General features: G+C 65.3%; 12 protein-coding genes. 2 read left to right on the forward strand and 10 right to left on the reverse strand.

What is annotated here, in order from left to right; genetic code table 11:
- The first annotated feature begins 74 nt into the window (after positions 1–74).
- Positions 75–686 (forward strand): NADPH-dependent F420 reductase, encoded by a 612-nt coding sequence (locus GGC64_RS32855; RefSeq protein WP_192726790.1) that lies wholly within the window; start codon positions 75–77, stop codon positions 684–686.
- On the opposite strand, the gene GGC64_RS32860 is transcribed toward GGC64_RS32855, so the two are convergent.
- Positions 669–1,934 (reverse strand): DUF1298 domain-containing protein, encoded by a 1,266-nt coding sequence (locus tag GGC64_RS32860; protein ID WP_192726791.1) that lies wholly within the window; start codon positions 1,932–1,934, stop codon positions 669–671. The genes GGC64_RS32855 and GGC64_RS32860 overlap by 18 nt on opposite strands.
- Positions 1,935–1,957: 23 nt before the next feature.
- Between GGC64_RS32860 and GGC64_RS32865 the strand changes: the two genes are divergently transcribed.
- Positions 1,958–2,758: an SDR family oxidoreductase gene (locus GGC64_RS32865; protein WP_192726792.1), complete on the forward strand. Its 801-nt coding sequence runs from the start codon at positions 1,958–1,960 to the stop codon at positions 2,756–2,758.
- A gap of 113 nt (positions 2,759–2,871) precedes the next feature.
- Here the strand turns inward: GGC64_RS32865 and GGC64_RS32870 are convergent, their stop codons facing one another.
- From GGC64_RS32870 to GGC64_RS32910, 9 genes are read right to left on the reverse strand one after another with little or no spacing between them, the layout of a single operon-like run.
- Positions 2,872–3,768, reverse strand: coding sequence for an alpha/beta fold hydrolase (locus GGC64_RS32870; RefSeq protein ID WP_225952840.1), 897 nt, complete (start codon positions 3,766–3,768; stop codon positions 2,872–2,874).
- Between the two features lie 5 nt (positions 3,769–3,773).
- Positions 3,774–4,424, reverse strand: coding sequence for a hypothetical protein (locus GGC64_RS32875; protein WP_192726794.1), 651 nt, complete (start codon positions 4,422–4,424; stop codon positions 3,774–3,776).
- Positions 4,421–5,083: an Mce protein gene (locus GGC64_RS32880; RefSeq protein ID WP_192726795.1), complete on the reverse strand. Its 663-nt coding sequence runs from the start codon at positions 5,081–5,083 to the stop codon at positions 4,421–4,423. The genes GGC64_RS32875 and GGC64_RS32880 overlap by 4 nt, the downstream gene beginning before the upstream one ends.
- The gene (locus tag GGC64_RS32885) at positions 5,047–6,549 is read right to left on the reverse strand and encodes an MCE family protein (RefSeq protein WP_192726796.1); all 1,503 of its coding nucleotides are present in this window, start codon (positions 6,547–6,549) and stop codon (positions 5,047–5,049) included. The genes GGC64_RS32880 and GGC64_RS32885 overlap by 37 nt, the downstream gene beginning before the upstream one ends.
- A gap of 1 nt (position 6,550) precedes the next feature.
- On the reverse strand, positions 6,551–7,705 hold the full coding sequence (locus tag GGC64_RS32890) for a virulence factor Mce family protein (RefSeq protein ID WP_225952760.1): 1,155 nt from the start codon (positions 7,703–7,705) through the stop codon (positions 6,551–6,553).
- A complete protein-coding gene (locus GGC64_RS32895; protein ID WP_192726797.1) occupies positions 7,702–9,021 on the reverse strand; it encodes an MCE family protein in 1,320 nt (439 codons plus the stop codon). Before GGC64_RS32895 ends, GGC64_RS32890 begins: the two co-directional genes overlap by 4 nt.
- On the reverse strand, positions 9,018–10,352 hold the full coding sequence (locus GGC64_RS32900) for an MCE family protein (protein ID WP_192726798.1): 1,335 nt from the start codon (positions 10,350–10,352) through the stop codon (positions 9,018–9,020). Before GGC64_RS32900 ends, GGC64_RS32895 begins: the two co-directional genes overlap by 4 nt.
- Positions 10,349–11,380, reverse strand: a complete 1,032-nt coding sequence (locus tag GGC64_RS32905; protein ID WP_192726799.1) for a virulence factor Mce family protein — start codon at positions 11,378–11,380, stop codon at positions 10,349–10,351. Before GGC64_RS32905 ends, GGC64_RS32900 begins: the two co-directional genes overlap by 4 nt.
- Positions 11,381–11,416: 36 nt before the next feature.
- On the reverse strand, positions 11,417–12,868 hold the full coding sequence (locus GGC64_RS32910; RefSeq protein WP_192726800.1) for an MCE family protein: 1,452 nt from the start codon (positions 12,866–12,868) through the stop codon (positions 11,417–11,419).
- Positions 12,869–12,870: the final 2 nt, after the last annotated feature.

Here is a 12,870-nt window from a genome sequence, read left to right on the forward strand (position 1 = left end):
CCCACCTCCCGGTCAGTAGCTCACCTCAAAGTGCGTACTTATCGGTGTCCGCCCTCGGCCGTAGCGTAGCCCCAATGAAGATCGCAATCATCGGAGCAGGCAACGTCGGTCGCGCACTCGGCGGGGCATGGAGCGCAGACCACGACATCACTTACGGCGTCCGCTCCCCCGACGACGGCAAGTACGCCGACCTCGACACGCCCGTTTCAACCAACGATGCGGCCGCGGCCGCCGGCGACGTCGTCGTGCTGTGCACGCCGTGGCAGGGCACCGAGGAAGCGGTCAAGGCATGCGGCGACCTCACGGGCAAGGTGCTCATCGACTGCACCAACCCGCTGACCCCCGACTTTTCCGCGTTGGAGGTCGGGCACACCACATCGGGGGCCGAGCAGGTCGCGGCGTGGGCGCCGGGGGCGCGGGTGTGCAAGGCGATGAACCAGATCGGCGCCCCGATGATGGATCACCCTCAATTGCCAAGCGCGCCCGTCATGTTCGTCTGCGGTGACGACGACGAGGCCAAGCAGGTCACCGCCGAGCTGGTTACGCAGTTGGGCTTCGAGGCGGTCGACGCGGGCGACCTCACACTGGCCCGACTGCTCGAACCGTACGCGTTGGTGTGGATCCACCTTGCGTTGCGTCGCGGCTTCGGCACCAATTGGGCCTTCGGGTTACTGCGCGGGACCTAGCGCGCGTTCCAGCCGATCGACATAGGCGTCGATGTCGCCGATCGCCGACGCTGCGTGCACACTGATCGCGATGGTGTCGCCGATGCCGTGCACGCCGTGCGTCAGGCCCATCATCGGCGAGAGCCCCGGATAGCCCGCGGTCAACACCACCGGCAAGTCACCGAAATACAGATCTGCCGGCCCCCTGTTGACGCTCGAGACGACGGTGTTACCCGTGACGGTCGGCGATCGCACCAACGGGTCGAATTGGTTGACGCCCCAGCGCAATAGGATTGCAGGTACCGCCGCGGATGCCCTACTGGCAGCCAACATCGCCGGATGCGCGGCCCTGCGGCGGCGATCGGCAAGATCGCCGACGATCCTGGCGGTGCGCGCGTCGATGTCCAATTGGGGATACAGTCCGATGCCGACGTTGCCGAAGTGGTTGTTCGCCTTGCGGACACCGGTTTTCGCCATCGGCACCTCGGCGCCCAGCGTCGACGCGTCGTCACCTAGCTCCTCCAGGTGTCCCGCCAGCGCGGTGGACACCGCCGCCAGCACCCCGACCGTCACGGTCGGGCCCGCCAGACCGGCGCGCTTCCTGACCACAGTGCGGACACTCCGCAGACCGTCAGGCGGGGTGTTGCATCGCAGCGCCGGGCGCGAATTGGCTTGCGGCGGAACGAGCCCCGCCTCGGTATCGTGAACCAACTGCTGATGTGCCCGGGCGGCCCGAATGCTGCGCCACGGCAGCGCTGCGCCCCGAAACGGCGGTGGTGCCGGCACGGGCGGTACCGGTTTCGCGCGGCCGAACAGCCACGCCGCCAGCGCCGACGACCGGATGCCGTCGCCGAGCGCATGAGCGGCCTGCAGCACCGCCACCGTCCCAACGCCGCTACCGGGTATCCCTTCGACAGCTGTGAACACGTGCAGTCGCCACGCCATCTCGCAAGGGTCGAGTTGGTGGTCGGCCAGCGCTGCTACAGCGGTGAGGCAACCCGGCCAGGTGTTGTCGGCGAGATCGTGCACAACGAACTGATCGGACCTGATGTGGCCGGTCACCCAAGCGGGATAGCGCACGGGATTGCTGTCTTCGATGCGCAGCCGCAACTCGGGGCATGCCCAAGCTCGCCCGCGTATCGCGTCCACCGCACGGTCGGATTCGGACACCTCGCCCGCGAACGCGTAAAGCAGGAACGAATCGTTGGGAATCTTGGCCGACATCCAATACGTTTGCGCATCGACCGCCGAGAGCCGACGGACCATCATGTCTAGAGGCTATTGTCTGGCCCATGCTTCCGCCTATAAGCGCCGACAGCGCCGTCATAGTCACCGGTGCGTCGTCGGGTATCGGCGAGGAGATCGCCCGTGAATTCGCGCGCCGCGGTTACCGATTGGTTTTGGTGGCGCGCAGGGCCGACCGACTGCGCCGCATCGCCGAGGAACTGGGCGGACGCGCCCATGTATTGCCGCTCGATCTGTCGAACCGTGACGAAAGGGCCACGCTGCCCGACCAGGTGGCCGCGCTGGGGCTGGTGGCGGAGGTCGTGGTCAACAACGCGGGGCTCGCAACGCTTGGCCCGATCGCCGAATCCGACGTCCAAGCCGAACTCAACCTGGTCGAAGTCGATGTCGCCGCGGTGGTGGACCTCTGCTGTCGGTTCGTCCCCGCAATGGTGAAGCGAGGACGCGGAGCGGTGCTCAACGTCGCATCGGTCGGCGCGTTCGGCCCCGTTCCGGGTCAGGCCTCCTACGGCGCGGCCAAGGCGTTCGTGCTGTCCTACACGCAGGCGCTGCGCGAAGAACTGGGCGACACGGGCGTCACCGCCAGCGCCTTGTGCCCTGGGCCGGTCTACACCGGGTTTCTCGAGTCCTACGGCATCGCGGACGAGGAAACCGAGAAGACACTGCCGAAGTTCCTCTGGCAACAGCCTGACGCCGTGGCCAGGGTCGCGGTCAAGGGTCTCGCGTCAGGCAAGGGTGTGATCGTTCCCGGTGCGGCCAACCGGATCGCGGCGGTGGTCAACCACCACTCACCGCGTGGACTGCTCACCCGACTGGTGGCGCGCAACCATCCGGGACTGAAGAAGTAAAACGGGGAGCCAGCCGGCGGCGACAAAGTCGCGCACGGCGACAAAGTCGCTCAGAGCTGGGCAAAAATAGAAGTGGCCTTCCGGGCGGCGCACGGCGCGCCGCCACCGATCGACTAAGCCTGCCCGACGAAGTCGACGATGCGCCGCGCAACCACCTCGGGCTGATCGAGCTGAAGGAAGTGCCCGCCATCCTCGACGAGCACGACCTCGCTCTCCTCGGGCAACACCCGCTCGATCCACGGCGTGTAGTCCTCCGAGCAGCCGTCGTCGGTGCCGTGCAGATACAGCGTCGGCAGCCGCGGCGCCTCCAGCCAGTGCTTGTTGAGCTGTGCGTACTGCGCAGGCGGACGGGTGCCGCGGATGGTCGCGCGATAGAACGCCAGCGCGGCACGCCATCGCTCGGGCGCACCGATCGCGTCCTCGACGTAGCGCAGATCCTGGTCGGCACGATAGCCCGGTGACCACCTCCGCCACAGCCGAGGTATCACCCACGACGCGGAACGCTCTGGTAGCCAAGGCAATTGGAAGTAGGCGAGATACCAGGACAAAAGCAGCTGACGCGGCAGCTTCGCGGCCAACCGGGCCACTTGTGGTACCCGACCGAGCGGCCGGAACGCGGCGCTGAACGGCACCGACATGATCACCGCCTTGCTGAACGGGCTGTCCGGCATCGCCGCTAGCCCGGCGCCGGCGAGCGCCCCCCAGTCGTGGCCGATGAACACGTCGCGTCCGGTCGGGCCGGCGGCCTGCAGCACCCGCAGCGCGTCGTCCATGTACGCGCCGACGTGGTAACTGCCATCCGAGGGCAACGAGGACGGCGCGTAGCCGCGCATGAACGGTGCCACCACCCGCCATCCCGCGTCCACCAAGGTCGGCGCGACCTTGCGCCACCCGTAAGCGGTATCTGGAAAACCGTGCAGGCACAACGCTATTGGTGCGTCCGCCGGACCCCACGTCAACGCGCGCAACTGCACGGTCGGCGCCGCCACGTCGAGCCATTGAGGTTGCATCACTGCTACACCGGGTCGAACTTGGAGATCAGCCAGTGATCGCCGACCTTGTCCATCGTCACCCGCACACTCGAGGCGGTATCGGTCGGCGCGTCCTGACCGACGATCACCGTCTGGTTGACGAACACCAACACCACGGCGTGGCGCGGATTGGCCGACACCGATGCCGCCGCGGGAACCGTTGCCACCGCGGAGATCTGCTTCTGCTTGGCGCCCGGGATCACGACGTCGTTGGTCAGCGAGGTGTACGAGTCGCGGAAGTCTCCGGTCAACAAGTCGCGCGCGGCGTGGAGTTGCTGCTCCACGGTGTCGGGCTTGTAGGACAGCAACGCGACGGTGCTGTCCTTGGCGGCTTTCAGCGACTCATCGCGCGCCGACTCGTCGTTGCGCACCGAATTGTCCATCCACTTCAGGTATCCGGCGCCCAGCGCAAGCAGCAGCGCTATCGCGGGCAGTACCCCGAAGGCGAATACCCGCGCCCATTGGATCTTCCGCTTGGGCTTGTCCGGTTCAGCGGGTTCCGTTGACTCATCGACATTTTCGGCGTCGTCGGCCGCGTCCGCCTCGGCGACCGCATCTTCGACCTGCTCGGTATCCGTGTCGGAAGGCACAGTGGTCTCTTCTTCTGTGGTCTGGTCTTGGCTGTGGTTACTCATGGCACGAACTCCACGTTGGAGACCTTGGCCTCATCCCCGACCTTCTGCACCGTGAGGCGCATTCGCCACGCGCGCGGCGCTTGGTCGGGCGCACCGGCATTGGAGGTTTTGACCGTCACCGCAACCAAGACCTGAGCACCGTTGGCGGTGATGGATTGCGGCTCGAGCCCTGCCTCGGCGATGGTGCCCTCCGACTTGGATTGCGCCTGCTTGACGACCTCCATGAACGGCTGAGCGCGCTTCTGGAAGTCGTCGTAGAAGGTGCCGGTCGCAGAGTCGAGGATGCGCTGCACATCCGCGTCCGCGTGCTGCCAGTCGATCGACGTCAGGTTCAACGCACCCTGCCTGCCGACGGACAGGAACAGCTTCTGTTGCTCATCGGCCTGATGCGACTGATACGCGCGGAAGCCCAGCCAACCCGTCAAGCCCGCCAGTGCGACCACCAGAACCAGACCGGCGATCATCGCCAGCCGCACGTGCGACATCCGCGGCTTGGCCGGTGCGGTTTCCTCCTCCGAAGCTTCGTCGGCAACTTCCGTAGCGTCGTCGGTGGCCTCGTCCGTCTTCGCCGCGTCCGAAAGTTCGCTACCGCCCGATTCCGGCTCGGCGGCTGTCGACTCGGTCAGTTCCCCTTCGGGGGCAGCAGCATCGTCTGCCATGTTTGCTCCTCTTTGGCACCGTTAGCCAGGTTGGACTGTGTGTACACACGTCCGTCCGGTCCAACGTACGTGCCGTTGGCTGGGTCGTATTCGGCGGCCGCTATTGGCGGTGGCGCCGGACCCGGCGGCGGAGCTGCTTGCGCAGGTGGTGAACCCGGCGGCAACTGCGGAACGGCCTGACCGGACAACGTCGCGTTGGGGTCGCCCTTCCAGTTGTAGCCGTCGTTGAGCGGCACGTAATGCTCATTGCTTTCGCACATCTGCCAGGTCGGCGCCCGTTTGCCGGGCACGGTGATGCAGGGCAGGTTCCTCGCCCCGCGCACATTGAACGGCGCGTCCTGAGGAACCCGGCAATACACGTCACCCGCCGGCCTGTCGGGGTAGTCCTGGAAGGTGGGCACCCGCTGCTGCTGGGCCGGCAGGAAGCCGGTGGTGCACGGCGGCGGAATCTGCTGCGGCGGCAGCGGGATGGGCGCCGGGAACGCGGGGATCATCAGGTTGAGGTTGAAGGTCAGGGCGTCGCCCATGTAGTCCTGTTTGGTGTTGCGCTTGTGCACGCCGACGGCCTGGGTGACCGCGGTGCCCTGCGGCAGCAATACCAGCAGCTGCTCGAGGCTGGGCTGATACGTGACGGCTACGTCCCCGAGACTGACCAGGTTGGCCAACACGATCGGCAATGTCGGCTGCAGCCGATCGAACAGCGCCCGCACCTCGTCAGCCGCGCCAGGCCCGTTCTCCAGAATCCCCGCGACGGCTTGGTCCTGACTCTGCAGCTGACCGGTGATGCTGGCCAGGTTCGATGCCCAGGCCTGAATCGAGGGCGCGGTGTCCGTCTGCGAGTCCAACACCGGCTTGGACTGATCGATCAATGTCGTCAGGGGGTCGAGATTCTTGCGCGCGTCGATGGCCAGCGTGGTGCTGCCGCTGACCAACCGGCGCAGCTCGGGACCGAGCCCGCCAACCGCCACATACGCCTCGTCGACGACCGTCTTCAGGTTCTCCTGCGGAATCGCCTGCAGCCCACGGGTGGTGTCCGCCAAGACCTTGTTGATGTCCGTCGGCACCGTCGTGCGGTTCGCGGCGATCACGTCGCCGTCCTTCAACGACGGCCCGCTGCCGCTTTGTGGGACCAGTTGGACGAACTGCTCACCCACCGACGACACACTGTGCACTTCGGCTTTGAGGTCGGCGGGGATCTTGACGTTGGAGTCCAGCGAAAGGACCGCCTGCACACCGGTATCGGTCAGGTTGACGCTGTCCACGATGCCGACCTGCGCGCCGCGGTAGGTGACGTTGCTTCGCGGATACAGGCCGCCAGTCTCCGGCAGGTTCAGCTTCACGGTGTACTGCCCGATGCCGGCCATGTCCTGAACCCGCATGTAGCCGAACAGCATGACCGCGAGGGCCGTCGTCGCGATCAAGGCGAAGACGGCCATCTGGATCAGGATGCGCCTCGTCAGAATCATGTCAGGGCCCCTGATCGAAGCGATACGGAGCGACAAGCGGGTTGCCGGCGGTGCCAGGCCCGCCCGCGTTGCATGGGCTCGGGAACTGGCCGATGGTGCGGCCCCACTGCAGCTCGAGCCAGGTCAGATCGCATTCCCACCGGGATCCGGTGAAGATGCCCTGATCGATTCGGCTCAGCGTCAAGTCGAGGATCAACGTCAGGTTCGCGTAGTCGCCGCGCATCCAGTTGGTCAGCGTCTCCTTGGGGAACGGGAAGGTGGGCAGGAAGCTCAGCGCGCGGGTCAGCGCCGGGCCTGCGTCAGCCAGTGATTGCGCCACCGGGCCAAGGTCTTTGAGCTCTTGGACGAGCGCGTCCTTGGTCTGGTTGACCGAGTCGGCGGCCAGCGCGCTGAACTTGCCTAGTTGTGCGAGCGCATCCGAGAGGTTGTTGCGCTGATCCTTGAGCACCGCAAGCGCGTCGGGGATGGTCTTCAATGCCTTGTCCACCACGGGTTTCTGCGCCGCGAACTGACCGACCAGGTTGTTCAGACTCTCACTGGCCGCGATGATGTCGTGCTTTTGGTCGTCGAGGTAGCCGATGGCCTTGTCGAGCTGCTCGATCAGGCTACGCAGGTCGTCCTCACGCCCCGTGAAGGCGACGCTCAACGCCTCGGTGATGTCTTGAATGTTGCCGATACCACCGCCATTGAGCAGCAACGCAATCGCGGACAAGGTCTGTTCGGTGCTCGGATACTTTCCAGACGAGGCAAGCGGGATCAGCGAGCCCTCATGCAGCTTTCCTTGCGGTGGCGCATCTTTCGGCGGCGCCAGCTCGATGTGCAGCGACCCCAACAGGCTGGTCTGGCCAAGCGTGGCCGTCGCATTGGCCGGCAGCTCGACATCGCGGTTGAGCTGCATGGTGACCAGCGCATGCCAGCCCTGCCGCTCGATCTTGGTGACCGTGCCGACGTTCACGTCGCCGACGCGCACACGCGAGTTCTGCTCGATGTTGTCCACATCGGGCATCTGAGCCTGGACGGTGTACGCACCTGGGCCCACACCCTCCACGCCGGGCAACGGAACCGAGTTCAGCCCGCGCCAGTCGCTGCAGCCAGCCAATGCGACGGCGAGCACCAGCGTGCCGATCGCGACGCGTATCCCCTTGGTGCGCATCATGATCCGGCTCCCGGCGGCACCATCAGGCCCTGCAGTCCATCAGCGGGGTTCGGCGTGACTGGGGCCTCCGCAGGGAGCGGGGGGCCAGGAGGCGGCGGTGGCGCACCTTCGCTGGGCTGCGGCGCCGGACCCGGCGACGGTTGCGGCGGAATGTAATCCGGGCGCATCCAGTCCTCGCTGTAGGTCAACTCATTCGGCCGCGTCGTGGCACCGACGAACACGTTCGACGCGAGGGGCAGGAAGTTGTATTGCCGATTCTTCATGATCGGCGCCAGGTACTGCACGCACAGCTTCGCCGACTGCTCGGCGCCGAGCCGTGAGGCTGCCTGAATCGCGCCGCACAGGAAGGAGATCGGATTGGCGAAGTTGTTGATCATCGGCACGCTGCTCACCGCGCCCTGGGCGGGTTGCCAGATGTTCACGTAGTTCTGCAACGTGTTGGGCGCCACGTGCAGGAACTGCTTGAGGTCGGAAAGGCTGTCGTTCAACGCCTGAGTCACCCCGGCCAACTTGTCCGACGTGGTACCAAGGGCTTCGCGGTTGTCGGCGACGAACTGCTGAACCTGCGGCACGACGGCGTTGAGATCCTTCACCGCGTTGGCGACTTCGTTCGGGTCGTCAGCGAGCAGGCCGGTCACCGATGCGAGGTTCTGGTTGAGCTGACGCATCAGGTTGGTGCTGTCCTGAAGTGCCGACACCAGAATCGCCAGGTTCTTGATCGTCGAGAAGATGTCGGTGCTGTGATCTCCGAGCGCCGAAAACGCTTGTGAGAGTTTGATGACGGTGTCGCGGATGTTGGCACCCTGGCCGCGCAGGTTGTCGGCGGTGGTGTTGATGAACGATCCCAGCGGGGCGACACCGCCCGGCTCGGTCGGCTGTAATGAGGTGGCCAGTTTCTCCAACTGTGCTCGCACCTGATCCCATTCGACCGGAACCGCGGTGCGCTCCCGCGGGATGACCGCGTTGTCCTTCATCACCGGGCCGGTGGTGTAGACGGGGGTGAGCTGAATGGCTCGCGCAGTCACCAACGTCGGCGACAGGATGGCGGCCTTCGCATCGGCGGGCACCTTGTACTTGCTGTCGTAGTAGAACGAGATCTTCACCCGCTCGGGCTGCGGCTGGATCTCGGTGATCTTGCCGACGTTCACGCCCAGGATGCGCACGTCGTCGCCGACATAGATGCCGTTGCTGTTCTCAAAGTACGCAACGGCATTCGTGCGGTTGATGGTGTCACTGGTTCTGAACAGCACGACCACGCCCGCGATCAACAGCACCACGAGGCCGACGGCGACCCAGCTCCTGCGAACGTGGCTCATTGTCCAGCCTCCCCGGGCGCAGGCACCATGACCGGGCTTGGCGTCGGAAGGGCCGTGGAATCCAGCCCGGGCGGCGGCAGCGCGGGCGGCCCCGGCGGCGGGCCGCCTGGCGGCGGCGCGGGCGGCGGCTCACGGTACGGGTAGCACCCCGTCGGTCCTGGCAACGGCAATCCGGGCGGACCGCAGCCCTGATCGCCGGGGTTGCCGGTGATCGCATCGGGAATGGTCAGACGCGGCTCCCCGCCCTGTCCTGTGCGCGGGAAAGGCACCGGCAGCGCAGGCGTCCCCGGCTGGCCGACCTGTGGGTCGGACAGTTCCGACGGAAGCTTCACGTTGGGATCCAGGCCCAGATCGGAGAACGCGGCATCGATGAACGGCTGCAGGAACTGGCCCGGCAGCAGGTTGGCGACGTAGGTCTTGAAGAATGGTCCGGAGGCCACCGATTCGCCAAGCGACATCGAGTATTCGGTGAGCAGGTGAAGCGATCTCTGCAGCCGTTCCTTACGGTTGTCCAAGATCGTCAGAACGCCGTTGAGTTTGTCGAGCGCGGGTCTCATGGTGGCCTTGTTCTCGCCGATGAAGCCCTGCAGCTGCTGCGACAGCGCCGAGATGTTTCCAGCGATTTGATCCACTGCGGCGCTTTGACTTTGGAGCTCGGCGAGCAGCGCGTTGGTATTGCCGATCAGGCTGACCACCTGGTTGCTGCGCTCGGCCAGCACTGTCGTGGCCTTGTCGGCGTTGGTCAGCAGCCCACGCAACTGGGCGTCGCGCTCGTTGAGCGTTTGCGAGAACCGTGACACGCCCTCGATCGCGATCTTCAGTTCGGGCGGGGTGCCGGCGAACGTCTCCGAAAGGACTCGCAGCGAGTCCGACAGCTGATTGGTGTTCAAACCGCTGATCGTGGTTGCCAATTCGCCGAGCGCGTCGGGCAATTGATACGGCGACGTGGTGCGGTCGAGGGGAATCGTGCCGTCTTGTCGACCGTCGCCGCGCGACGTGACTTCCAGGATCTTCGTGCCGAGCAGACCCTTCGTCTTGATCGACGCCTCGGTGCGATCACCGAGCCGGATGGTCTTGTCGACGGTGAATTTGATAAGCACCCGTGGCCCGTCGAGCTCGATGGACTCCACTTTGCCCACCTGGAAACCCGAAACCTGAACGGCCGCATCGTTCATCAGCCCGCCGGCCTCGGCGAAGTAGGCCGAATACTCCTTGGTCTGGTTGATGAACGGCAGCTTGTCGTAGTTGATCGCACCCAAGATGATGGCGATGGTGACACCGATGCCAATGGCACCGATGACGAGCTGGTTGCGTTCGGAGAAGGGCTTCATCGCGGCGCGCACCTCCCGGTGCTCTGGCCCGCGACCTTGACGTACACCGGCTGGCCCCCCTTGCCGTTGAGCTTGAGCACGATGTCGCACAGGTAGAAGCTGAAGAAGTCACCGTAAATGCCTTGCCGTGCAAGCGCTTGGTAGGCGTCCGGCAGGGTGTTGAGCAGGTTGTCGAAGTAATCGTGGTCGGCGACGACGATCCCCGCGGCGCGATCGGTTTCGTGGATCGTCTTGGCGAACGGCGGACGCGCCTGTGACAACAGATCGGTGATGCTCGCAGCCGCGGCGTTGCTGTAGGCCAGACCGTTGCTGATGTCCTGTTTGCGTGACGCGAGACCCTCGACCAGTCCGGAGAGCGCGTCGACTGCCTTTGCGAACTGGTCGCTTTGGTCGCCGAGCGAGCCGAGCACGGTGTTGAGGTTGACGATGACCTGCCCTATCAACTGGTCGCGGTCGGCCAGTGTGCTCGTCAGCGCAGCGGTCTGCGACAGGAAAGAGTTGATCGTGCCGCCCTGACCCTGCAGCGCCGCAATCAGCTGGCCGGACAACGCATTCACCTGGTCCGGGTCCAGCGCCCGGAACAGTGGCCGAAACCCGCCGATCAGTGCATCCAGATCGAGCGCCGGTGACGTGCGGGCCAGCGGAATGGTGTCCCCGGGGTTGAGCTTCTTGGTGCCGCCGACACCTTCTTCCAGTGCCAGGTACCGACCGCCGATCAGGTCGTCGTATCGGATGACCGCTCTACTGCCCTCGGTCAGCACCACCGAATCGTCGGCAGTGAACTCCACCAATGCGGTCGTATCAGGTTGGATGGCAACCTTTTTCACCTGGCCGACCTCTACACCCGCGATGCGGACGAAGTCGTTGGTCTCCAGGCCGGTCACGCTGGTGAAAGCCGCCCGATAGGTGTTGGCCTTTTCGCCGAAGCGCAACTGCCCGAACACCGCGTACAGCCCGAACACGCCCAGCAGACACACAGTCAGAAAGACAGCGAGGCGCACCACCGTGGCTCGCAGGTTCTCTCTCATGACTGGGTTGCCTTTCGTGACGTTGGGACGGGACGGTTAGGGCGACGGGGCCGCGAATTCCGGAAGGGGAACGGGCGGCAACGGCGTCGGTTGCATATGCGCGGGCTCCTGCACAACGAACGGTTCCGAACCTGGCGTCGCACCCGGATCCCGCGGCGCCATCGGTGGTGGCGCCGGCGGAAGCCCCGGCCACAGCGGGGTGCCGTCTGGCGCGTACAGATCGGAACCGTAGGCCGGGGCACCCGGATACGGGATGGGTCCCGGCGCAGGGCCGCCGAACAGATTGCGGATACTCGGCGGTTCGGGCACCGCGCGAGTGACCGGCAGGTAGTTCGCCCATGCCGGGAAGCCGATTCCGGGGTTGGGCCGCCAGTCGATACCGGTGCCGAATCCGGTGTTGGTGACGAGATTGCGCACCGGCCAGTTCTTTGCGACGTCGGGCAGCGAACCGCAGCCCGGCTTGCCGCCAGGGCCGCCCTTGGCGCCGATGACCGGCAGGTTGTCCGGATAGTGGTACGGGTCGTCGCCGAGCGCCAGGGACGTGTCGAGCACGAGCGTTCGGCCGTTGCCGCCAGCCGACTGATAACCGCCGGTGTCCAGGATGGTTTTGGCGCCCATCAGCAGGCAGGTGTACTCCGGGTTGTACTTGTACAACAGGTTGGTTGTCGGCTCGAGCACATTGATGGCCTTGATCAGGTTGGCCTGATTCGGCGCCAGCAGGCTGATCCCGCTGTTGGACAGCCCAATCGTCGCCAGCAGCAACGCATCCAGCTGCTTGGTGTGGCTGGTGATGGTTTGACTGGTGGTGCTCGCCGCGTTCAAGACGGTCAAAATGTCTTGCGCCGCACCGCTGTACGCGTCGTTGAAGCCCTTGAGGGCTTGCCAGTCTTCGCGGATCGTCTCATTGCGCGGATTGAGCTGCAGCAGCACCTGATTCGCGTCGGTGGTGGCCTCGCCGATCCGCTGCCCTTGTCCGCGAACACCTTCGGCGAGAGCGGACAACGTCGCGTTGAGCTTGGCGGTGTCGATCTGGTTCAGCACGGACACCACGTTCTGGAACACCGTGTTGACCTCGGTGCTGACGTTGCGCGACTTCAACACCTGATTTTCGGCCAGCCGCTGCGGGCTGGGGTCCTCCGGATACACCAGGTCGACGAACTTCGCCCCGAACACCGTGGTCGCGCGGATCTGCGCCTCAACGTTCGCGGGTATGTACTTGATCTGGTCCGGGTCGATCTGCAGCTTCAACGAGACAGGCTCCTTGCCGCCGTTGATGGCCGCGACCCGGCCCACCTGAACGCCTCGCATCTTGACCTTGGCGTTGGTCTCCATCACCAAGCCCGCCCGGTCGGAGGTAAGCGTGACCGGAACCTCTTTCTTGAGGGTTCCTGCAAACAGCGCGTAGCTCAACCAGATCAGGACGGCGAAGACCACCACCAGGATGAGCGTGTACCACCCTGGGTGGAGGCCGTGTTCGTCGCTGTCCATGT

The organism is Mycobacterium sp. OAS707, from assembly GCF_014873705.1.
Classification (GTDB): Bacteria; Actinomycetota; Actinomycetes; order Mycobacteriales; family Mycobacteriaceae; genus Mycobacterium.

What these genes read in the sequence shown, in the direction of transcription:
- GGC64_RS32855 (WP_192726790.1), top strand. Translation starts at nt 75, where the DNA reads ATGAAGATCGCAATCATCGGAGCAGGCAACGTCGGTCGCGCACTCGGC.
- GGC64_RS32860 (WP_192726791.1), bottom strand. Translation starts at nt 1,934, where the DNA reads ATGATGGTCCGTCGGCTCTCGGCGGTCGATGCGCAAACGTATTGGATG.
- GGC64_RS32865 (WP_192726792.1), top strand. Translation starts at nt 1,958, where the DNA reads ATGCTTCCGCCTATAAGCGCCGACAGCGCCGTCATAGTCACCGGTGCG.
- GGC64_RS32870 (WP_225952840.1), bottom strand. Translation starts at nt 3,768, where the DNA reads ATGCAACCTCAATGGCTCGACGTGGCGGCGCCGACCGTGCAGTTGCGC.
- GGC64_RS32875 (WP_192726794.1), bottom strand. Translation starts at nt 4,424, where the DNA reads ATGAGTAACCACAGCCAAGACCAGACCACAGAAGAAGAGACCACTGTG.
- GGC64_RS32880 (WP_192726795.1), bottom strand. Translation starts at nt 5,083, where the DNA reads ATGGCAGACGATGCTGCTGCCCCCGAAGGGGAACTGACCGAGTCGACA.
- GGC64_RS32885 (WP_192726796.1), bottom strand. Translation starts at nt 6,549, where the DNA reads ATGATTCTGACGAGGCGCATCCTGATCCAGATGGCCGTCTTCGCCTTG.
- GGC64_RS32890 (WP_225952760.1), bottom strand. Translation starts at nt 7,705, where the DNA reads ATGATGCGCACCAAGGGGATACGCGTCGCGATCGGCACGCTGGTGCTC.
- GGC64_RS32895 (WP_192726797.1), bottom strand. Translation starts at nt 9,021, where the DNA reads ATGAGCCACGTTCGCAGGAGCTGGGTCGCCGTCGGCCTCGTGGTGCTG.
- GGC64_RS32900 (WP_192726798.1), bottom strand. Translation starts at nt 10,352, where the DNA reads ATGAAGCCCTTCTCCGAACGCAACCAGCTCGTCATCGGTGCCATTGGC.
- GGC64_RS32905 (WP_192726799.1), bottom strand. Translation starts at nt 11,380, where the DNA reads ATGAGAGAGAACCTGCGAGCCACGGTGGTGCGCCTCGCTGTCTTTCTG.
- GGC64_RS32910 (WP_192726800.1), bottom strand. Translation starts at nt 12,868, where the DNA reads ATGGACAGCGACGAACACGGCCTCCACCCAGGGTGGTACACGCTCATC.